This window comes from Ginsengibacter hankyongi, assembly GCF_008710285.1.
Lineage (GTDB): Bacteria > Bacteroidota > Bacteroidia > Chitinophagales > Chitinophagaceae > Ginsengibacter > Ginsengibacter hankyongi.
In genome coordinates, this window is record NZ_VYQF01000002.1 from 559,790 (window position 1) to 582,480 (window position 22,691).

General features: G+C 37.4%; 17 protein-coding genes. 8 read left to right on the forward strand and 9 right to left on the reverse strand.

Annotated elements, in window-relative coordinates:
* Window positions 1–3: 3 nt before the first annotated feature.
* Window positions 4–3,156 (reverse strand): ATP-dependent helicase, encoded by a 3,153-nt coding sequence (locus FW778_RS11895; protein WP_150414921.1) that lies wholly within the window; start codon window positions 3,154–3,156, stop codon window positions 4–6.
* A 567-nt stretch (window positions 3,157–3,723) separates the two neighbouring features.
* Here FW778_RS11895 and FW778_RS11900 point away from each other — a divergent pair.
* The 3 genes from FW778_RS11900 (at window position 3,724) to FW778_RS11910 (ending at window position 5,385) form a co-directional block, all read left to right on the forward strand.
* Window positions 3,724–3,927, forward strand: coding sequence for a hypothetical protein (locus tag FW778_RS11900; protein WP_150414922.1), 204 nt, complete (start codon window positions 3,724–3,726; stop codon window positions 3,925–3,927).
* Window positions 3,928–3,942: 15 nt separating this feature from the next.
* Window positions 3,943–4,779, forward strand: a complete 837-nt coding sequence (locus FW778_RS11905) for a reverse transcriptase family protein (RefSeq protein WP_150414923.1) — start codon at window positions 3,943–3,945, stop codon at window positions 4,777–4,779.
* A 141-nt stretch (window positions 4,780–4,920) separates the two neighbouring features.
* Entirely contained in the window at window positions 4,921–5,385 is a 465-nt protein-coding gene (locus FW778_RS11910; protein ID WP_150414924.1) for an SRPBCC family protein, read from the forward strand.
* 88 nt (window positions 5,386–5,473) lie between these two features.
* On the opposite strand, the gene mutL is transcribed toward FW778_RS11910, so the two are convergent.
* Window positions 5,474–7,345 (reverse strand): DNA mismatch repair endonuclease MutL, encoded by a 1,872-nt coding sequence (mutL, locus tag FW778_RS11915; protein ID WP_150414925.1) that lies wholly within the window; start codon window positions 7,343–7,345, stop codon window positions 5,474–5,476.
* Window positions 7,346–7,519: 174 nt separating this feature from the next.
* Here mutL and FW778_RS11920 point away from each other — a divergent pair, with 174 nt between their 5' ends.
* From FW778_RS11920 to FW778_RS11940, 5 genes are all read left to right on the forward strand, one after another.
* Window positions 7,520–10,525, forward strand: a complete 3,006-nt coding sequence (locus FW778_RS11920) for a glycoside hydrolase family 3 N-terminal domain-containing protein (protein WP_150414926.1) — start codon at window positions 7,520–7,522, stop codon at window positions 10,523–10,525.
* 90 nt (window positions 10,526–10,615) lie between these two features.
* On the forward strand, window positions 10,616–12,553 hold the full coding sequence (gene acs, locus FW778_RS11925) for an acetate--CoA ligase (RefSeq protein WP_150414927.1): 1,938 nt from the start codon (window positions 10,616–10,618) through the stop codon (window positions 12,551–12,553).
* An 18-nt stretch (window positions 12,554–12,571) separates the two neighbouring features.
* Entirely contained in the window at window positions 12,572–13,510 is a 939-nt protein-coding gene (locus tag FW778_RS11930; RefSeq protein ID WP_150414928.1) for an alpha/beta hydrolase, read from the forward strand.
* Window positions 13,511–13,513: 3 nt separating this feature from the next.
* A complete protein-coding gene (locus FW778_RS11935) occupies window positions 13,514–14,554 on the forward strand; it encodes an S-adenosylmethionine:tRNA ribosyltransferase-isomerase (RefSeq protein ID WP_150414929.1) in 1,041 nt (346 codons plus the stop codon).
* A 38-nt stretch (window positions 14,555–14,592) separates the two neighbouring features.
* The gene (locus FW778_RS11940; RefSeq protein ID WP_235906232.1) at window positions 14,593–14,742 is read left to right on the forward strand and encodes an S-adenosylmethionine:tRNA ribosyltransferase-isomerase; all 150 of its coding nucleotides are present in this window, start codon (window positions 14,593–14,595) and stop codon (window positions 14,740–14,742) included.
* A 96-nt stretch (window positions 14,743–14,838) separates the two neighbouring features.
* Here the strand turns inward: FW778_RS11940 and FW778_RS11945 are convergent, their stop codons facing one another.
* From FW778_RS11945 to FW778_RS11975, 7 genes are all read right to left on the reverse strand, one after another.
* Entirely contained in the window at window positions 14,839–15,903 is a 1,065-nt protein-coding gene (locus FW778_RS11945) for an alkaline phosphatase family protein (protein ID WP_150414931.1), read from the reverse strand.
* 184 nt (window positions 15,904–16,087) lie between these two features.
* Complete coding sequence (locus tag FW778_RS11950; protein ID WP_150414932.1) at window positions 16,088–16,672, reverse strand: L,D-transpeptidase family protein; 585 nt, start codon at window positions 16,670–16,672, stop codon at window positions 16,088–16,090.
* A 110-nt stretch (window positions 16,673–16,782) separates the two neighbouring features.
* A complete protein-coding gene (tatC, locus tag FW778_RS11955; protein ID WP_235906233.1) occupies window positions 16,783–17,664 on the reverse strand; it encodes a twin-arginine translocase subunit TatC in 882 nt (293 codons plus the stop codon).
* Window positions 17,665–17,744: 80 nt separating this feature from the next.
* A complete protein-coding gene (locus tag FW778_RS11960; RefSeq protein WP_150414933.1) occupies window positions 17,745–19,325 on the reverse strand; it encodes a DHA2 family efflux MFS transporter permease subunit in 1,581 nt (526 codons plus the stop codon).
* Between the two features lie 27 nt (window positions 19,326–19,352).
* Entirely contained in the window at window positions 19,353–20,495 is a 1,143-nt protein-coding gene (locus tag FW778_RS11965) for an HlyD family secretion protein (protein WP_150414934.1), read from the reverse strand.
* A 24-nt stretch (window positions 20,496–20,519) separates the two neighbouring features.
* Window positions 20,520–21,869, reverse strand: a complete 1,350-nt coding sequence (locus FW778_RS11970) for a TolC family protein (protein WP_235906234.1) — start codon at window positions 21,867–21,869, stop codon at window positions 20,520–20,522.
* Window positions 21,870–21,894: 25 nt separating this feature from the next.
* Window positions 21,895–22,524 (reverse strand): TetR family transcriptional regulator, encoded by a 630-nt coding sequence (locus FW778_RS11975; RefSeq protein WP_150414935.1) that lies wholly within the window; start codon window positions 22,522–22,524, stop codon window positions 21,895–21,897.
* Window positions 22,525–22,691 lie beyond the last annotated feature (167 nt).

Here is a 22,691-nt window from a genome sequence, read left to right on the forward strand (position 1 = left end):
ATTCTAAATCTCTTCTTCGGGTTCTTCAGTTACTTCATGCAAAGCAATCGCCATGTTGTTGGTTTTTACAAACTCGCACCAATGGCAATCAGGTTTGCCGCAACCCGTATAAAAATCATGTTGCTGAACTTTATCCCAAACCATTTTTATTTGTTGTGTAACGGTGGTAATATCTTCCGGGTTGATATAAATTTTTTCTTTGCGGTAATTCTTTTTTTTATCGGGTTCAATAAAATCAAATTCACTGCTTACAGCTATCCAATCGCGGTTATGGTGGTCGAGTAATATTTTATAGAAAACGGCTTGCCGCCAGTAGTCACCACCGTTAGGAATCTTTTCCTGTGGTGGTTTTAGTTTATCTTTTGCTTTATCAACATCGCCGGTTTTATAATCTACTACATTCACCTCTTTACCGTTGAATTCCAGTTTATCTAATTTGCCTTTTAACGGAACGCCATTTACAACCACGTTTTTGATACTTCTTTCCAGCGCAACTATCTTGTTCCAGCTAAGCAAATATTTATCATAATAGCTGGATAAAACTTCATCGCCATATTCCAGCCGTCTGTCAAACTGTTCTTTGGTAAAGCTTTCGCGGTGGCGATGCATGTACCAGTTAAAGTCTTTTATAAAATCTTCTTTAGGCGGAAAAACATTTCTATTCTCCTGCATTTTTTTAAACAATTGTTCCAAAGCATAATGAACAGATGAGCCAAATTCCGTCGCTTCATTCTTAGGTGAAGGAATACGAATAAGATTTTTAAAATAAAACTCCAGCGGACATTTCAAATAGTTGTTCAGCGCAGTTACATTCATCACAAATCTTTCCAGCAAACTATTGATATATTCTGTTTCTATTTTCTCAATTTCAGGTTGATGATCATTTTGCAATTGCAAAATTTGAAAAGCCGATTGCGTGGTCACATCAATAAATATTTTTTCTGTTTGTAATTCGTGATTGTCTAAAATCTCCGCAATGAACATAGATGGCTCTAACTCTTTTCCATCATCTTTAAAGCAACAATAAGAAATATATAAATTTTGTTCAGCACGGGTGAGAGCAACATAAAAAAGCCTGCGCAATTCTTCATCTGCGGCACCATCGTTTGTTGTGACAGAGTTAAAAATGTTATCTGGAAATTTATAACCACCGGAAGGTTTTCGTTTCTTTTCCCAAAAACTTGCATTACATCCTGCAAAGAAAACGTATTCAAACTCCAGGCCTTTTGAACCGTGAGCAGTTAATAAATTCACGCCTTTGTCGTTACCGCTTACCTCAACTAACGGAAGCGATAAACCTTCGCTTTGCATCAGGTCAAACACTTTCATCAATTGTTTAAGATCGAGATTGGGATTGCGATGCGTTTCTGTTTTTATAAAATCAAAAAGGCCGGTAAGGACCTGCAACAACCATATTTTGTCATCGCTTTTCATGATGTAGCTCAACACGCCGGCTTCGCGAACTATACATTCAAACAATCCCTGCAAGGTTACATTCGTCACAGTAGCAATAAGGCGTTCCATTGACTCACTCGCTTTTTTCAAACCTTCATTCATCCCTTGTGTAAACAAATCACGAACCGGTTGCCTGCTTCTTTCGTGCAATAATTTCCTGATGGAAGTTTTATCCTTCGTGAATTGTTTGTCTGCCACTTCAATGCTTACTCTTGCAATTTCAATCGGTGGAATGTTGAACCAGTCATAATGTAAAATCTCAAATAGCAATTCGTCGCCACTGTAAGGAATATCATGTTCAAATGAAAGATATCTTAAAATGGAAATAATTTTTCTTGCAAAAGGAATGTTGAGAATATTTAAACTTCGTTTACTGTAGTACGGTATTTTTTTTAGTTTGAAATATTGCGCCAATTCTTCGCCATATTTATTCTCTTTATAAATGATCCCGATCTTTTTCGGTTCAATGCCTTCAGCTAAAATTTTCTCAACCTGCTGTGTAATGCCAATCATTTCATGCCGCTGCGTTTCATAATTATGAACGAGGGGTTTATGAGTAAGATGTTTTATTTTTTCGTTAGACGAAAGCAACTCTTTAGTTAACCCATCCATTTGGTTTATTAACCGGTCGTTATTTTTATCAATAATAGTTTTGGAAATATCGAGTATAGATTGTACCGAACGATAATTACTTGTAAGCACCACCGTTAGTAAATCATTTTTATAACTATTGGCAAAGCCCAGCATGTTTTCCACGTTAGCGCCCTGGAAACGGTAGATGCTTTGATCGTCGTCCCCAACAACAAATACATTCGGCTTGTCCCAATAATTAATGAGCAGTTCAACAAGCCGGTTTTGTGTTCCGCTCGTATCCTGGTATTCATCCACCAAAATGTAAAGAAACTGTTCCTGGTAACGCAATAACAAATTAGGATTTTCTTCAAACGCTTTTATCACCCAGTTGATCATATCATCAAAATCATACAAATTGTTTTTGCGCATGAGCTGCTGAAAATTAGTAAACTCATTTACCGCAGCACTCAATCTTTCCATCTTTTCAATCTCTTCTTCAATCTTATCAATGCGTACATCTCCTTTCTTAAAATCTTTCGTGGCACGTTTGGCAATGTATTCCTCACGGTCACGCAAAGACGAAACGTAAGCATCAATTCTTTCATTAATAAATTCTGGCGACCAGCCTTCCCGCTTCATAGTGCTGAATAAAGACTGCAGGTTATTGATCTCGTAATAGACATCGCCGCGATACCGTTTCAGCGGATGATTTTTTGGGAATGAATCAATGAGTTGTTTGAAAAGATCAATGCGCTGCAAATCAGAAACGGGATCAAGCGCTGTCTTTTCAAACAGGTTGAGATTATCCTGTATCACATCATTACAAAAAGCATGAAAAGTATAAATGTTTACTTTGTAAGCATCCGCGCCGATGAACTCCAAAATGCGTTTGCGCATGGCAATAACACCCGCATCCGTATAAGTTAAGCATAAAATATTTTGTGGCTGTGTATCCGTATCCAGCAATATTTTTCCAATGCGTGCAGAAAGGATTTGCGTCTTCCCCGTGCCCGGACCGGCAATAACCATTACCGGCCCTTCAATGGTATCTACCGCTTTCTTTTGCTGAGGATTCAGGCGGTTATATTCTTTGTTGAATTTTTCTAATTGATAATTGTTGCGGGGCATGGTGTAAAGATAGTATAAGAAGGAAATTCAATTATTGGAAGAAAGAAATCATTGAGTCAAGTAACTAACGAATTCATAAATGTAATGAAATACGTTTTTCATATATGTGACAATTTTGTTAGATCTAGAAAAATCTTTCATTCTGCAATTGCTCTTCTATTATTTCTTAATATTTTATGGGTAACAAGAATCGCAACCGTGATGCTCGTTCCCGTCGAACGTTTTGTGCTAAACGGGTTCTATAAAAATATCTTTTTCGTCATATTCAACATCCATTAAGGTAGAAAATTTATTAACGAATGTGCATAATTCGAAATGCCCATTTTTGCTGGTTTATATAATTTTATATTAGTTCTTTGATTTGTTCTAAACCTCCTTTTTCATTTCGATTACAATGTTAAAGTGCAGCATATTGCATATTTCAGTAACGCCGGCCTTGCGTTGGCCGCGTAATTTAAAAAAATAAGACCAAGGTTGAAATTCTCTAAATGAGCTTATGTAATTGATAGTTTTTGTTGCGTGCGGCAGGAAGATTCCTGCCGGTTAAACACAATTAAAAATTAAGTTATGAAAAAGATTAATCAAAAAAGATTAAGAAAAGGCATTAGGAACATTCAATCGAAGTTCTATTGCTCTTTTTCGGAGAAGGAACATGAAATTTTAAGTATGGTAATGACCGCGCTTAAGAGTAAAAAGCCCAAAAATAAGTGGCTAAAAACAATGCAAAAGATTTTAAGAAGCATGGTTTTAATTTTTTCACAGATGTTCTAAACCTTGGTTTTTTTAATGATACGGAGTCTTTATCAATTATATTCAGAACTTGGTGTAAATAAGCGCCTTCTTATAGAGATAACTACTAACCCACAAAAATTATATTATAAAAAAATTAGACCTAAAAGGAAATTTGGTACCTACCAGGAAGGTGAGAATGGTAGCATAAGACTTAGGCATCTTATGCCACCCGTTCATTCACTTAAAATTATTCAAGGCAAAATTCGCGATCACCTTCAGCGAATTGAATTACCTGATTGCATGTATGGTTCTGTCCAGGGAAAGAATAATATTATAAATGCGTTGCAACATGTAGACAATATATTCTTTTTGAAAATAGACTTAAAAAAATATTTCACTAATATCTCAAACAAGCAGGTACATCGCGTACTTTTGGAAAATAAATTTTCCTGGGAAGTAGCGAGAATAATCACAAAACTCACAACCTATCAGTGTTCTTTGCCACAAGGTGCACCCTCATCGCCTGCTATTGCAAACCTTACCTTTTCTGCGACTGCACGAAATTTACAAGAATTTGTAAAAGGCCGTGGCATAACTTTTACTATCTTTCTTGATGACATTGTTTTTTCGTCTAAAAAAGATTTCAAAAACCTTGTTCCAGGAATTCTCAATATGATAAGAAAAAACGGATTTTTTCCACATAATAAAAAAATAAACTATAGAAAATACAATTGTGATGTGACGGGCTTGGTAGTTGGTAGTGGGAAACTTAAGATAGTTCCCAAAATGAAACAAGCGGCACTTACCAATGCAAGAGTGCGTGGGTATATTAATTTTGTAAACCGTTATTATCAAGCCTACCTGTTAAAAAAATCTACTGCTAGCTTTTGAGTCCCGGCTTCATAAACCTTTTAGCTTGTTTAAAGTTCAAGTACCCGAGTTGTCAAATAACCTCGAACTCCGACTTTTTATTCTATATTGAAGGGTTATAAAGTATCTTAACTAAATCTTTATTTCTTTGTTATACCTCAAATGAGCAAAGTTTACCAATTCAAAAAAGTACAGGTTATTCCGGCGTCGATCGAAAAAGTCTGGGAATTTTTTTCATCCCCGGAAAATTTAAAAACCATAACCCCGTCGCATCTTGGCTTTCAGATATTGTCTGAAAAATATGGTGATACCATGTATGCCGGTGAATTAATAGAATATACAGTAAAGCCTTTATTAGGAATTCCTTTGTATTGGATGACCGAAATAACGCAGGTTGTGCCCATGAAATATTTTATTGACGAACAACGTTATGGCCCTTATTCATTCTGGCATCATCAACATCATTTTAAAGAAGTGGATGGCGGAGTAGAAATGACCGACATCGTTCACTACAAAATTCCTTTCTGGTTTCTGGGTGATATCGCCAATTCTCTAATTGTAAAATCGCAATTGGAAAAAATATTCGAGTTCAGGAAAGAAGTAACAGATAAAACTTTTGGGAAGTAAAGGAAATGTTAACTAACCAGTTGAAGTTGTAATAAGTCTAGTTTCCTCTCCTCGGAGAGGGTTGGAGTGAGGATTCGCCAGGGTGAGGCTACCTTCCAAACATCTTATCCAACTCATCTTTTTTAAATTCCAAAAACACGGGCTTACCGTTAGGAGTTGTGTTGCAAATTTCACAGGCAAACAATTCTTCAACCAAAGAAGTAATTTCTTTTTTGTCCAGAAATGTTCCCGCCTTTACTGATTGCTGCCATGCCATCGAACGCAATAATTTTTCTCTTTTACTGAAACTAACGTCCATGCTAAAGTGCTTATATTGTTCCAGCATTTTTTCCAAAGCAACTTTTTCATTACCGTCGGTTACATCGGCAGGCGAACCTTGTATTACAAAAGTATTTTTGCCAAACGCTTCTACCTGGAAACCCAATACATTCAGGTCGGGAAGCAATTCATTTATTAAAATGGCATCTGCAGGAGTAACTTCCAGTGTTACAGGAAAAAGGTTTCTTTGAATGGCGATAGGCTTACCTTTCATGGCATATACGAAGCGCTCATACAAAATACGTTCATGTGCATTTTGCTGGTGAATTACGATAAATCCATTTTCGTTCTCCGCAATAATAAAAGCTTTATGCACCTGCACATACTCTTCAGCAGAAGGCTTTTTATTAGGCTTAACAGCATCTGCATGCCTGTTAAAAGTAGAAAAGGTATCAGCAGGTTTACTCTTTTCGGAAGACGGTATTGGTGGAAAGCCGTGTTGCTTCGTTAATATTTGTTCAACATTTTTCGGTGTGTCCCATTGCTCCAGGTCACTTTTACTATTGATAAAATGTGCCTGGTTTTTTTGGGTAAACGTTTTATATAACGATGAGCCTGCAATTGAATTTTGTTTTTCAGAAGTGAAAGGCTGACTAACGGCCTCAGTGTGCTGGATAGACGAATCTAATTCAAAATCCAAAGTGGGTGTTACGCTGTACTGCGCCAGCGCATGCTTTACGGCAGATTGCACAAATGCATAAATAATTTTTTCGTCTTCAAATTTTATCTCCTGCTTGGTGGGATGTACATTAATATCAAGCCTTGAAGGATCCAGGTCAATAAACAAAGTGTACATCGGGAAACTGTCTTTCGCAATCATATCGCTGAAGGCATTCATCACCGCATGATTAAGGTAAGCGCTTTTTATAAAACGATTATTTACAAAAAAATACTGATCACCTCTTGTTTTCTTTGCAGTTTCAGGTTTGCCCACAAAACCATAAATATTTAAGTAATCCGTTTCTTCTTTTACACTTACCAGGTTCGCATTATAGTTACTTCCCAATATTTGAATAATTCTTTGTTTTAAAGATCCTCTCTCCAGGTGAAAAATTTCCTGTCCGTTAGAGGTAAGCGAAAAGAAAATGTTAGGGAAAGCCATCGCCACACGAATAAATTCATCTACAATATGTCTTAATTCAGAAGCATTGCTTTTTAAAAAATTTCTTCTTGCAGGCACATTAAAGAATAAATTTTTCATCGCAATATTGGTTCCTTCAGGAGTAGCTACCGGTTCCTGGGTAATCACCACACTGTTTTCTATTTCGATAAAAGTGCCTATAGTTTCCCCGGGCTTTTTAGTTTTTAATTCAACTTGCGCTACACCGGCAATGCTTGCAAGCGCTTCGCCGCGAAACCCCATTGTCTTTATATGAAAGAGGTCGTCGATATTTTTTATTTTGGAAGTTGCATGCCGCTCAAAGCTCATCCTGGCATCAGTTTCGCTCATTCCTTTTCCGTTATCAATAACCTGAATCAAAGCCTTACCTGCGTCGTTTACAAAAAGTTTTATTTCAGTTGCACCAGCGTCCACAGCATTTTCCAGCAATTCTTTCACAGCACTGGCAGGCCGCTGAATTACCTCGCCGGCGGCTATTTGGTTAGCAATATTTTCAGGTAATAAATTAATAATATCAGCCAAAATTTTATTCTTTTTTAATCGGTAAAATTAAGGATTATCTGTGGGTGTTTAATTTAAGTTTTGAATTGTTTAACGGCAAATTTACCATCCGGAAATATAAATGTCTTGTGTAGCACCGGTCAAAAACCATAATTGTTTAACTTGTGCCCTACTTAAAAAAATATATACCTCCTGATGACAAAATTTCTTCTTAGCAGCTTGTTTCTTATTTCAATTTCTACCACAACATTTTCACAAGTACAAAAAAACATGCATGCTCAACATTGGGCCGATAGTGTGTTTAATACTTTGAACGACGACCAGAGAATTGCACAACTGATGGTATTGCGGGAGAGCAGCTATACTAAAGATGGGCCTGTGTACTACGATTCTTTAATTACAGATGCCATTACAAAATATGATATTGGCGGAATTTGCCTGTTCCAGGGCGGTCCGGTACAACAGGCTAATTTCATCAACTATTTTCAAAGCATTGCAAAAACGCCCCTGATGGTTTGTATTGACGGCGAATGGGGATTAGGAATGCGGCAGGATAGTGTTATTCCATTGAATCATCAAATGATGTTAGGTGCCGTTAATGACACTTCTATCGTGGCTGCTTATGGTAAAGTTGTAGCTGAACAATGCAAACGGGAAGGCATACACGTAAATTTTGCACCAGTAGTTGACATCAATAATAATCCTGATAATCCCGTAATCAATGACAGGTCTTTTGGCGAAAATAAGTATAAGGTTGCCCAATATGGCGTTACTTATATGAAAGCTATGCAAAACGAAGGTGTGCTGGCATGTGCCAAACATTTTCCCGGCCACGGCGATGTTTCCGTTGATTCTCACCTGGATCTTCCTGTGATAAATAAAAGTATGAAGCAATTGGATTCATTAGAATTATATCCATTTGAACAGATGTTTAAAGCAGGAGTTGGAAGTGTAATGATTGCACATTTATACATTCCTGCAATTGATTCAACGCCCAATACAGCAACTTCTTTATCTAAAAATAATGTTACAGGTTTATTGAGAAATAAACTGCATTTTAACGGTCTCACTTTTACCGATGCTTTGGGAATGAAGGGTGTTGCGAAGTTCTTTCCTGGTGGCCAGATTGCAGCGCAGTCGCTGATTGCCGGCAATGATATGCTTTGCCTGCCTGAAGATGTTGCAACATCTATTGCAAAAATCAGGGAAGCAATTGACAGCAATAAATTAAGCTGGAACGATATATATGCAAAGTGTAAAAAAGTTTTGGAATATAAATATTTGTATGGAGTTGCGCACACAAAACCTATTGACACCACTAATCTTGTAAAAGACCTGAACTCTGGGGTGGATGATGTAAGGAAATTAGTGGCCGATAATGCAATCACCTTGTTAAAAAATAAGGATAAACGCTTTTTTCCTCTATCACCTTTTAACACGGACAGGGACATTGCTTATGTAGGAATTGGGATTGACAGCGCCAATGCATTTGCACAAAGAATGAAGGATGATTATAATGCAGATCTCTTTTATTTTAATTATAAAGAAGACAGCACAAGAATTTTATCTACTGTGGAACTTATAAAAAAGCGCTATAAATCGGTGGTAATTGGTGTTCACAATTATGCACGCTACCCACGGAATAATTTTGGCATTAGCGGATATGCATTGAGTTTAATAAATAAGATACTGGAAAACAATAAGGCAATCATTTTCGACTTTGGAAATCCTTATGCACTTAAAAACTTTTGTGATGCAGATAATCTCGTTGCATGTTATGAGGATGATTCAATTACGCAAAATGCAGCAGCGGATATTCTTGAAGGAAAAATACTTGCCAAAGGAACCCTGCCCGTTACCGTTTGTTCAACATATAAATACGGAAGCGGAATTTTGCCAAAAAGCATCATGCCGTTTGCAACACCTGGGCAAGAAGGTTTAAACGGTTTGCAAATGACACGCAATATTGATTCAATTGCTTTAGCAGGAATTGAAGGACATGCATACCCGGGCTGCGTGGTTTTGATTGCCCGCCATGGAAAAATTGTTTTTGAAAAAGCGTATGGTAAATACAATTACGATACACCGGAACCTGTCAATCTGAATTCAATTTATGATATGGCATCGGTAACAAAAATTTGCGCTACTACCCTGGGCGTTATGAAATTGTATGACGAGGGCAAATTACGACTGGATAAAACATTGGGGACCTATCTGCCATGGGTAAGAAAAAGTGACAAAAAAAATCTAAATATAAAAAAGATATTACTTCACCAGGCAGGCCTTGTTGCTGATGTTGTTTTTTATAAGAAAACGGTTGATCCGGTTACGGGCAAGCCCCTGCCTCAATATTTCCGTCCCGACTCATCAGCTAAATTTAATGTGAGAGTTGCAGAGCATTTGTATTTACGAAGAGATTATGCGGATTCGATGAACCAAAGCATTGTTGACAGCAAACTTCTTCCTGGTAATGAATATGTTTACAGCGACAATGATTTCATTTTGATGGCGGATGTTGTCAAGGCTATTTCCGGGTTGAGAATAAATAAGTATGTCGATAAATATTTCTACAAACCGATGGGGCTTCATTCCATAGGGTTTAATCCCAGGAACAGGTTTGATACCAATTTGGTAGCTCCCACAGAAGTGGATCAATATTTCAGATACCAACATTTGCATGCAGATGTTCATGATGAGGGAAGCGCCATGTTTGGCGGAGATGCAGGCCACGCAGGCTTATTCAGCAATGCAGAAGATATAGGAGCCATCCTGCAAATGTTTTTAGATGGCGGGCGCTTTAATGGCAAACAATACATTAAGCCTTCAACATTAAAATTATTTACTGCTTATAATTCAAGTATCAGCAGGCGTGGCATTGCATTCGATAAACCAGAAAAAGATAATTACACCACAACAGATCCTCATCCTTATCCTTCAAGGTTTGCATCACCACTTACTTTTGGGCATACAGGTTATACGGGTACCTGTATTTGGGTCGATCCGAAATATGATTTGGTTTACGTATTTTTAAGTAATCGTGTGAATCCAACAAGAAGTACAGATTTATATAGATTAAATATAAGAGGATCTATTGAAGATGCCGTTTACAAAGCGATGGTTCCGGCTATTCCCGAAGTGTTGAAAAGAGAAGAATTAGAAAAGCAGGAATTGGAAAAAGTAGGATTTGGGAATTCGGAGTAAACAAACGGATATTTTATTTTGTTCCATCAACTTTTAATTAACGTTTTAACTTATAAACCAATTAAATATTAACCTTAAAACATTTCAATCATGGAATATCCTTATCAGATAAAAACATTTGAAGAATACCAAAAAAACTATAAGGAAAGTGTTGAAAATCCTGAAAAGTTCTGGGGCGATGTTGCCGATAATTTTTTCTGGCGTAAGAAATGGGATAAAGTTCTTGAATGGAATTTTAAAGAACCAAAGATTGAATGGTTCAAGGGCGCTAAGTTGAACATTACTGAAAACTGTATCGACCGACATCTTGAAACGATGGGCGAAAAACCAGCTATCATCTGGGAACCTAACAACCCGGAAGAAAGAACGAGGGTTGTTACGTATTCAAGATTGCATAAAAGAGTTTGCCAGTTTGCGCAAGTGTTGCTGAACAATGGTGTAAAAAAGGGAGATCGTGTTTGCATCTATATGGGCATGGTTCCCGAGCTGGCTTACGCGGTTTTAGGCTGCGCAAGAATAGGTGCAATTCACAGTGTAATCTTCGGCGGATTTTCTGCACAAAGTATTGCAGACCGCTTGTACGATGCCAATGCAGAATTTATTGTAACCTGCGATGGCGCTTATCGGGGAGGCAAAGCTATTCCTTTAAAGAGTATTATTGATGATGCGTTAATTGGTAACCGGACCGTAAAAAAAGTAATCGTTTATACGAGAACAAGAACGCCGGTTTCGATGCTGAAAGGTCGGGATATTTGGTGGGAAGATGAAATGGAGTATGCAGAAGCGCAAATTGAGAAGGACAACGTGATAACAATGCCTGCGACAGAAATGGATGCAGAAGATCCACTTTTTATTTTGTATACATCAGGATCAACGGGTAAACCTAAAGGAGTAGTTCATACTTGTGGAGGTTATATGGTATGGACAGGCTACACATTTGTAAATGTTTTTCAATATAAACCCGGCGAAGTACATTTTTGTACAGCAGACATCGGCTGGATAACGGGCCATAGTTATATTTTATATGGTCCGCTAAGTGCCGGTGCTACTAGTGTGATGTTTGAAGGAATTCCTACGTATCCTGATGCAGGAAGGTTCTGGGATATTGTAGATAAATACAAAGTAAATATTTTGTACACCGCGCCAACTGCCATTAGAAGTTTAATGAGTTATGGAATGGATCCGTTAAAAGGAAAAGATCTTTCATCTTTAAAAGTATTGGGTACTGTTGGTGAGCCTATCAATGAAGAAGCATGGCATTGGTATGATGAAAATATTGGAAAACATAATTGTCCTGTGGTAGATACCTGGTGGCAAACCGAAACCGGTGGCATTTTAATTTCCAACCTGGCTGGGGTTACTCCATCTAAACCAAGCTGGGCGACCTTACCTATGCCTGGCGTGCAACCCGTACTGGTAGATGAACGTGGAAAAGAAATAACAGAACCTGATGAGCATGGTTTATTAAAAGGTAATCTTTGCATTAAAGCTCCCTGGCCCGGCATTTTAAGAACTACTTATGGCGATCATGAACGCTGCCGCACCAACTATTTTGCTTCTTATGAAAATTTGTACTTCACAGGTGATGGTGCATTAAAAGATAAAGACGGAAACTATAGGATAACGGGAAGGGTAGACGACGTTTTGAATGTAAGCGGCCACCGCATAGGAACCGCCGAAGTTGAGAACGCTATTAACATGCATACGAATGTTGTTGAAAGCGCTGTTGTAGGTTTTCCTCACAATATAAAAGGGCAAGGCATTTATGCTTTTGTTATTACAGAAAAAAATACTCACGAAGATGAACGTGCAAAGAACGATATTCTCGAAACTGTAGCAAGAATAATCGGACCTATTGCTAAACCAGATAAAATTCAATTTGTAAATGGTTTACCAAAAACAAGAAGTGGAAAAATAATGCGTCGCATTCTCAGGAAAATTGCTGAAGGAGAAACGGAAAATCTTGGCGATACTACAACGCTGCTTGATCCGGGAATTGTAGATGAAATAAAACAGAATAAAGTGTAACAGCTGATAGTTTCTTTTATGAAAAGATTTTTCAAAATATTTCTCTGGATACTTTTAATTTTTTTTATACTGATTAATTTCATCAGTGCAACCAACGCATATAAGTTTACCCATTTTTATAATCCGGGAGAGGTTGTTATAAAACCCGGAAACAAAAAAAATACCTGGGATGATGTTAAAGACATTTTTCTCGGAAAAGATTATATCAAGAAAAAAAACATTCCTATTCCTGATCATTTTTCAAAGGTTATCATTACCACAAAAGACAATATAAAATTAGAAGGCTGGTATACTGACGCTAAAAATCCCGCAGGCTCTGTTGCTTTGTTTCATGGTTATGGAGAAAACAAAAGCGATATACTGGAGGAGGGAAAAGCGTTTTTAAATATGGGCTATAACGTGCTGCTGATGGACTTTCGAGGACAGGGAAGCAGCGGTGGCAACACTTGCACCATTGGTTACAAGGAAGCGGAAGATGTAAACCTTGCTTATAATTTTCTAAAAAATAAGGGCGAAAAAAATATTGTTCTTTGGGGCATTTCAATGGGCGCTGCAGCAGTTGCGCACGCCATAGATGAATATCATCTTCAACCTGATAAAGTGATTTTAGAAATGCCTTTTGCAACCATGGAAAATGCGGTGGAAGGCCAGGTGAGATTAATGCATTTACCGGAAGAGCCTTTGTCAATACTATTAACTTTTTGGGGTGGAATTGAACATGGGTTCTGGGCATTTAAAGTTAACCCATATGAATATGTAAAAGAGATTCATTGCCCCGTGTTAATGCAGGTTGGCTTAAATGATGTAAGGGTTACTCCGGCAGAAAGAAAAGAAGTTTTTGAAAATCTTCGGCAGCCAAAACAACTGGTAATTTATAATAACAGCGGTCATGAATCTCTTTGTAAAAAAGAACCTTTGAAATGGCTGGCAAGCGTGTCTGCATTTCTTAACAGTTAATGCATGCATCCAAAAGATATCTCCATAAACGACTACGATTATGTTTTGCCGGAAGAAAAAATTGCCTTCTTCCCATTAGAAGGAAGAGATCAATCCAAATTATTGATCTATAAAAATGATGAGATTAAAGAAGATATTTATCTCAATGTTGCCAATTATTTACCTGCAAAAAGTTTTCTTGTGTTTAATGATACAAAAGTTATTAATGCAAGAATTTTATTTACAAAACTAACGGGAGGTGTAATCGAAATTTTTTGCCTCGAACCTTATGAAGCAGTAAATGATTATACCATTGTTCTTCAGAAAAAAAAATCGGTAAGGTGGAAATGCATGATTGGGGGCGCAGGAAAATGGAAACAAAAATATCTTGAAAAAAAAATTATAATTGATAATGATGAAGTAATACTAAAGGCCCAACTCGTTGAAAAATTAAGTGATGCTTATGTTGTTGAGTTAAGTTGGGAACCCGGTGAATATTCATTTGCAGAAATAATAGAACGTGCAGGAACAACTCCCCTACCTCCTTATATCAAAAGAGAGGCTGGTGAAAGTGATGCAGAAAGATACCAAACCGTTTATTCAAAATATGAAGGCTCAGTTGCTGCGCCAACTGCGGGATTACACTTTACCCAAAAAATATTTTCTTCTTTAAAAGAAAAAAATATTGATACAGGTTTTGTTACACTTCATGTAGGTGCAGGAACTTTTAAGCCTGTGAAGAGTGAAACAATGGAAGGCCACGAGATGCATGCAGAATGGATTGATGTTTCAGCAACTTTTATTGAGCAGCTTATACAAAATATACATCACGGTATATTTTGCGTTGGAACCACTTCCGTAAGAACCGTTGAAAGCCTTTACTGGATGGGTGTTAAAGCAATGCTTTATCCAAACGCAACTATGGAAGAACTTGAAATAAAACAATGGGAAGTTTATGAAAATGATATGGTGAATAATTCTTGTAGTGCCAAAGAAGCATTAAAATCTTTGCTGACCTTTCTTCGTAAAAAAAAACAGGAAGACTTTTTACAAGAACACAAATAATTATAGCTCCCGGTTATCAATTTAAAATTGTAAAAGGAATGATAACCAATTTTCATCAACCTAAATCAACTTTATTATTATTGGTGGCTGCTATGGCCGGGGAAAAATGGAAATCAATTTATGAATATGCGCTCAATAATAATTTCCGATTTTTAAGCTACGGAGATGGGTGTTTGATTTATGGATAATTTGTTGAAATAAATATTATACTATTTATTGAACGATAATATTGTGAACTGGAAGTTATTTAGAGTGATCTATTCAGGCAACAGTGAAGCTAATTATTAGTTGAAGATAAGCTTTGACTCTATGATCAAATTCTTACCAGGAATTATCTTAAACATTGCACCGTTCGAGACCGTATAAGGAACGTTCACGATACATTGACCACCAAATTGTGGATCAACAATTATTTCATTTCCTGGCAAAAGTATGTTAGGAGGCATTATACCGTCCTGCCAGTTAGAGGAAATATCCCAATTTCCATTGCCAATAAATGTGTAGGTGACAGGAGTAATTGTTTGCCAGACTTTTTTAATTGCGGATGAATCCGCACTAGCCCCTGCATAAGAAAGACTATAGAATTCCTCAATAGTTCTCAGGACATTGTAATGAGTGACCATTTGCCCATACCTCCCGCCAACAATATGCTCCCCTGTAAAAAAAGTCAGAATATGATTATTTGATAACGAATTGTCCTCATCAAAAGTTAAAATAAATAAACTATTGTTTGTCAAACAGTATTCAATATATCCATCAAGATTGGTCTTTAGCCATTCATCACCTGTAGAAATAGATCCATCATGCATATCATTATAAAGAGTAGGAATTACAAAAGAAACGGTTGGAAGATAACTATAGTTTACCGGAAAATCGGTAAATGCCCTGTTTGAAGTTGCAGGAATTCCATTGATAGAGCTCCCTTGCCAGTTTGCCCATGGATTATGTTTTCTTGCATAGCCATTGAAAACAGAATCGGTGGAACCAGTATAAGGCAGATTTTCGGAATAACCAATAAAACTGTATGAATTATTGATTAATTCTGCACCAATATTTGGAGCCGTAAAAGGCAAATTATCTGGAATGTTATCGTCTGTAGCTCCCTGGCTGGAACCGGAAAATAAACTTATATAATTTGGCTGGCTTGGATGAGTTAGTGAGTAGGATTGTATTAATGAAGCAGTCCGCGAATTATTTAAAAGACTATTTATGTATGGGGCAGCCGGATTACCTACTATAGAGTCAACACTTTGGTTTTCGAATATTACAATTACTATATGCGTTGGAGGAATTTGTGCGGGAATATTTTGGGGGGCAATAACTAGTAATATCCGGAATAAATGTTTCATTCCCGAAGCTTTTTTGATAATACAATTATGCTAGTGGAAGTTAATTAAAATTTCTGATCGTTAATTACAGTGATTCATGTTTAAAATATCCGGTCTCAACAAAGCAGGGCTTAAGGATAATTAAGTGCGTTTTAAGTTTTAAAATGCTTATTGCAAAATAAAAAGGGTGTCCCACGCTTATAAACTATTCATTAATAGTAACAGGAGTTCCAACAGGTATATAGCTATATAAATCTTTGGCTTCAGTATATTTTAAAGAGACGCAGCCATCAGTCCAGTTTTGATAATAATCAACCGTCCATTCTTCCTGTGGCCTTGTTGCGTGAATGGCAATACCGCCGCCGATTTTAGCATTGCGGGGAATAATTCCTTCAGCTTTTCTTTCTTTAAATTTCTCAATACTTTGTTCATTAGGATAATCCAGTAAAAGTTCATATCCCCACTGCGGGTGAATTTTTTTTAAAACCACTTTAAATTTCCCGTCAGGCGTCCTTTTATCTCCTTCCATATATTTATCACGGAGATCGTTGCTACCGAAAACACACGGATAAGTTGCATACCACCCCTGGTCATCATACACTTTCAATTCATAATCTTTTTTGGAAATGATTATGTAATAAGGATTTTCTATATAATTTTTCCGGGTAGTTTTTTTTATAGAAATTGCTGAAGTATTGTTCCTGGATTCAATTCTTTTATGTGGGGTAAAAGAAATAAATAGAAATGAAATTATTATAGCGGAAAACAGAAAGGGTTTACGGTTGTTCATTTTACGGAAAGCTTGCTGCAATTTATTTCAAACGGCAGGCCATGCAAAATTATTTTGCGCACAATTGAATGATTTAACTTTTTCTTCAACCGGTTAAACCCGAATGCGTATTAATCCCACTGTGCTTCTTCTTTTATCCGTTGTTTATCTACTCGCTTACTGATAAAAATACTTATCTCATATAGTATAATTAACGGTACTGCTACTATAGTCTGACTGGTCCAGTCGGGAGAAGGAGTAATAACTGCAGCAACAATTAAAATAATCACATAAGCATATTTGCGATATTGTTTTAAAAAAGATGGTGTTATGATTCCCAGCTTCGAAAGTACATATGCTAATACAGGCAACTCAAAAGCAATTCCACAGCCTAATATTATATCGGTAAGCGTTTCAATAAAATCGTCTAATGTTGGAAGATACTTGTAAACACCCCCGGTGCCCAATTGAAAATTGGCCAGGAAATTAAAAGTAAAAGGAGCAAGCAAATAATATCCGAAGGCCGCACCGGCAAAAAAGCACAAAGAAACCCAGCCAATACTTCCCCTTGCATATTGTAATTCTTTGGTTGACAAGGCAGGCTTTACAAAGCGCCAAAGTTCCCAAAACAAGTAAGGAAAAGCAACAATTATTGCCCCCATAAATGAAATGGAAATTGCAGACATAAACGGCCCGCTTACGGTACTTCCTAATAACGGTATATCTACTGGTGGCATGCAAAGGGCATCGCCCAAATGGAGCCTGTGGCCAAGGTTACAAAGTCCTGAGTAGGTTATAAAATCTTTGCTGGCGGGCGCATAAATAATATGATCAAATACCCAGTCAATTTTAAAAAAAATAACAACAGCTACAACTACTAATACTATCGCCGACCGTACAATATGCCAGCGTAAAACTTCAAGATGATCCAAAAAGCTCATCTCCGCCTCGGGAGTATCAGTACCTCTGAATTTTTTGAAAAAAGCTTTTCTTTCTGAAATGGTATTACTCAACTCAATTTTGAATTATGAAATGCAAATATAGATGATGGCAATGATTGAATGTTTTCTTTATAAAAAGTTTAAAGGTTTGGTTAATGCATCGCCTCGGCCATATTTACTTTTTTCTTCCTGTTTCCTTTTACTAATAACACAAAAGGAACGCATATTAAGAATAATACTCCAAGATAGAGGAATACGTCCATGTAAGATAATACCGCAGCTTGTTTAGTTACACTGTAATCCAGCGCTTTATAAGCACTCTGCAGGGCTACATCATGTGTCATTCCTTTTGACATGAATCCTTTTGTCATCATAGAAATTCTTTGTTGCACTACAGGATTATTTTTATCCAGGTGGCTTACAATATTCATGCGGTGAGACATGTTTTGGGTTGAAAGAAATGTAGTAATGATAGCAACGCCAAATGATCCCCCTAATTGTCTCATCATTCCCGTAAATGCAGCTCCCTGGCCAATTTGCTGGCCATATAAGGTAGACAAAGCCAATGTTGTAATGGGTATAAATAACAATCCAAGCCCCATTCCTCTTACAATAAGTAACCAGAAAAATGCATCTGCACCTGTATCCGGCGTTAAGATTTTATAAGCCCATAAACTATAGAGAAAAAAAGTGATAAGCCCGCCGGCAACAAGATATTGTTGCTTTACACCACCCTGCAACAGCTTACCGATGAGTGGCATCATAAATGCTGTGGCAATACCCGAGGGTATCAGCAACATCCCGGACTCCTGCGCAGTCCATCCCAGTGTAGATTGAGTATATAACGGAATAATGAAAGTTGAGCCATATAATCCAAATCCTAATAAAAATGACATAATAGTGCCAACCCTCAGATTACCATTTTTTAAAACCCTTAATTCTACTATTGGATTTTTATACGTGAGTTCCCGCCATATAAAAAAGAAAAATCCAAGAATGGCGGTAACCGTTAGTATTATTATGATATTATCATTAAACCAGTCATCATCATGTCCTTTTTCGAGAACGTATTGCAAAGAGCCAACTGCGATTGCCAGCAAAGCAATTCCTAAAAAGTCGATATGCTTTCTTAAAGTTTTTGCATAAAATTTTGGACTTCGTACAAACTGCAACGTTAGTAACGTGGCTGCTATGCCAATGGGGATGTTAATGTAAAATATGTATGGCCAGCTAAAATGATCGACAATATAACCACCTAATGGCGGGCCCAATGTTGGCCCGATAATTACACCCAATCCATAAATTGCCTGCGCCATGCCGCGTTTTTCAATAGGATAGCTTTCTGTTATAATTGTTTGAGATGTTACCAATAAAGCGCCACCGCCAACACCCTGCAAAAAACGAAAAATTACCAATTCCCAAATGCCCGTCGCGTTGCCACATAAAAAAGAAAAAACAGTAAAAATCATTATAGAAGCAGCGAAGTAATTTCTGCGTCCAAACTGTTGAGAAAGCCAGCTCGTCATTGGCACGATGATTACATTACCGATCGCATAAGCTGTAATAACCCAACCTATTTCTGTAAGCGTTGACCCAAGGTTTCCCTTCATATCAGTTAATGCCACGTTTACGATAGTCGTATCAACTATTTCGAGCAATGCACAAAGAATTGCCGTAATAGTAACAATAACACGCCTCGCGCCATATTCTACTAAAGAATTTTCTGGTTGCATGTATAGAAATCTCTCTTTTTAAATAAATTAATTCAGATGAACATCAACACTAACATTCATACCCGCTTTTAGCCTGTTTAACAAAGTGTCACCTTTGTTTACAAACTCAATTTTTACAGGAAGACGTTGCACAACTTTCACAAAATTTCCGCTTGCATTGTCCGGGGGTAATAAAGCAAATTCAGCTCCCGTTGCAGGGGAGAATGAAGAAAGCGTTGCTTCAAAATCGTGTTTTGGAAACGCGTCAACGTGTACGGTTACCCGTTGTCCTACTTGCATTTTCTTATATTGCGTTTCTTTAAAATTGGCAACCACCCATATACTGGTATTATGAACAATGCTGAATACAGGCTGACCGGCTTGCAGAAACTGGCCTTCCTGCACATTCACTTTTGACACTTTTCCATCTTCGGCTGCGGTAATAATTGTATAAGATAAATTGAGTTTGGCATCTTCAACTTCCACTTCACGCTGCTTAACGGTAGATTGTGCAACGCCAATTTGTTCTGCTGTTGCATTACTTTGCGAAGCAACAACACTGGTTTGCGTAGATGCCTGTTTTTTCTGCTGTTGCAAAATTTGTAATTGCTTTTCTGCAGTTTCTTTAGCGGCAAGCGCCTGCTCGTATTGTTGCTGGGTTATAGAATGATCCTGTATAAGATTGGCATACCGGTTAAAATCCTGTGTGGTCCTCGTAACAGCTATTTCCGCTGCAGCAATTTGAGCATCAACCGTAGAAACACCAGCCCTTGAACTTGCAATACCCGAACGGGCCGCATTGGTATTGGCGCGTGCTGCATCTACATTGCTTTTCGCTGTAGCCAGCGCCGCCTCTGCTTTATCTAAGTCTAATTTATAATCGCGGTCATCGAGTATTAGCAGCGTGTCGCCCTTGTGAACGTCCTGGTTATCTTTCACCCTTACTTCCTTTACATATCCCGCAACACGGGGTATTACAGGGCTTATATCTGCCTGCACCTGTGCGTCATCTGTTTCTTCGTGATGCATAGCATAGGTATATTTTGATATTCCAAACCATCCCCCGCCCAGTATCATTACAATAAGGATGATCAGGAAAACTTTGCTTTTTTTCTTAGGCTCGGCTTTACCATTCGGTTCGTCCGTTAATGAATCTGCCGGGATTATTTTCTCGTTGTCTTTCGATTCCATAAAAAATTTATTTATACGCTTGTTTTATTTATTATTAATTAAACCTGATGTTTCCAATAACTTGTCATAAGCTAATAACACATCTGCTTTAGCAACGGCAAGGCTTATTTCCGATTGCAAGAGCGATACGTTCGCGTCCAGCAAATCAGAAGTATTTACAAGGTTATTATCATATTTATTTTTGGTGATTCTATAATTCTCCGTTGCCTGCGCAACTGCCTTTTGATATACTTCTGTTTTTTTCTGGCTCAAAAGAATGTTTTCGTAATCCTTGTTTACCTGCAATCTTACATCATCATCAAGTTGGGCCTGCCCCGCAGAAATCTCTTTTTCCCGTGCCTGAGCCTGAACAATTTTAGCTTTCGTTTTCCATAACGATCCCAAATCATACTTAACCCCCACGCCAAAAGTTATTGCATTGGTGATGGTTATAAAATGCGGGATATCCGCAGCAACATAACCACCGGTTAACGCAATGGATGGATACATTTCTGCTTTAGCCGCTGCAATGCCCGTTGATGCTGCCTTTTCACGAAACGACAAAGCAAGAATATCTTTCCTGTTTTGGAGAGCAAGTTGCTCATACTCTTCTAAATTTTTAAGGGAAACAGGCTTTTCGAAACTTGACGAATCAATAACTATTTGGGTTTGCTCCGGAAGACCAAGCATGAGATTCATATTCACATTGGCAATCTTCTGGTTATTTTCGGCATCTAAAACGGACAGTTCTATGTTGGAAGATTGTAACTGAGCTTTTAATAGGTCGTTACGTGCAAGCAGGCCATTTTGCTCCAGCCTGGATAAAACAGAATCACGATGTAGAGATTGAAGCAAATTTTGTTTAACCACATTTACTGTAACACTTGCTTTATAAAGATTGGTATAAGCATTAATAGTATTTAATATAACGGCTTCTTTATTACCTTCCCCATCCAACGTAACGGCTTCCTGCAGGTATTTCGCGGATTCAATTCCATAACGTATTCTTCCTCCGGCATAAATTGGAAGTGAAACATTGAACATGCCATACATTGCTTGGCTTATTTTTGAAGAAGAACCACCGCCTGTACTGTCGGATCCGCCGCCAAAAGCTTTCGTTTTAAGTGAAACTGTTGGAGTAGTTAACCGTAAATAAGAACCACTTACACTTGCACTGGGAAGTTTATTATCCTCAGCTTCTCTCACAGCGCCTGTGGCCTCTTCTATGCGGGCTTCAGAACTCTTTAATTGTTTACTGTTTTTTATACTTAAGTCTATCGCCTCCTGTAAAGAAAGATATTTGGCATTCGTTGTATCCTGTGCATGCGACAACACCGGGATTAAAAATGCCAATAAAAAAATAGAGCCGGTTAAAAAAATTTTTAATTGTTTCACGAAAAAAATATTTTAAAATTCCTGTTTAAATTGTTTGATTATTTTTTCTCAAGACGTGTGAGCGCATTAATTGTTTTAAATGCTCACTTATTCTTTCTTTCAATTTTTTACTTTGGTAAGGATTAAAGTCCTTATTTTTTTGAAGAATTTTCCTGCACATTATTTCAGATGAAAGTAAATGATTGATAGTGCCGATAATACTTGCTATAGTAAGTTCCGGATCGATCGTATTGAACTCTCCGGATTCAATACCCTCCTGGATAATTTTTCTAACGGAAACAAAATTTCTCAGCAAAATTTCACTTATAGCATTCTTCATTTGAGGCCGGCGCTCCAGGGAAAGTTCGCGGTGAAGCAAATGATGAAACTGCGGGCTCTGGAACATTTTATCTACATAATTGTCAATAACAATAAATAATTTTTCCAATTGAGTAAGCGACCTGTTGTTCACCAATTCTGCAAAAACTCCTTTTAAAAAAGCAGCTTTATGTTCCACCAGTTTTTCAAAAAGTTTTTCTTTTGATCCAAAATAGTAGCTGATCATCGCGGGGTTTACATCCGCATCCGCGGCAATTTCCCTTACCGAGGTTCCTTCGAAACCCTTTTGACCAAAGAGTTTCATTGCCGTTGATAATATAGCTTCCTTCTTGTCCATTTTTAAAAAAGAGGGCGAAGTTAAACACTTGTTTGAAATTAAACAAACGTTTAATTAATTTTTTTTCCAGCATTGTAAATAAACTGGACCGCAACTATAAATTTTTATAAAAAAAAGGTATTGCTGGATACCAGGCAATACCGTACAATAAATGATTGTTTTAAAAT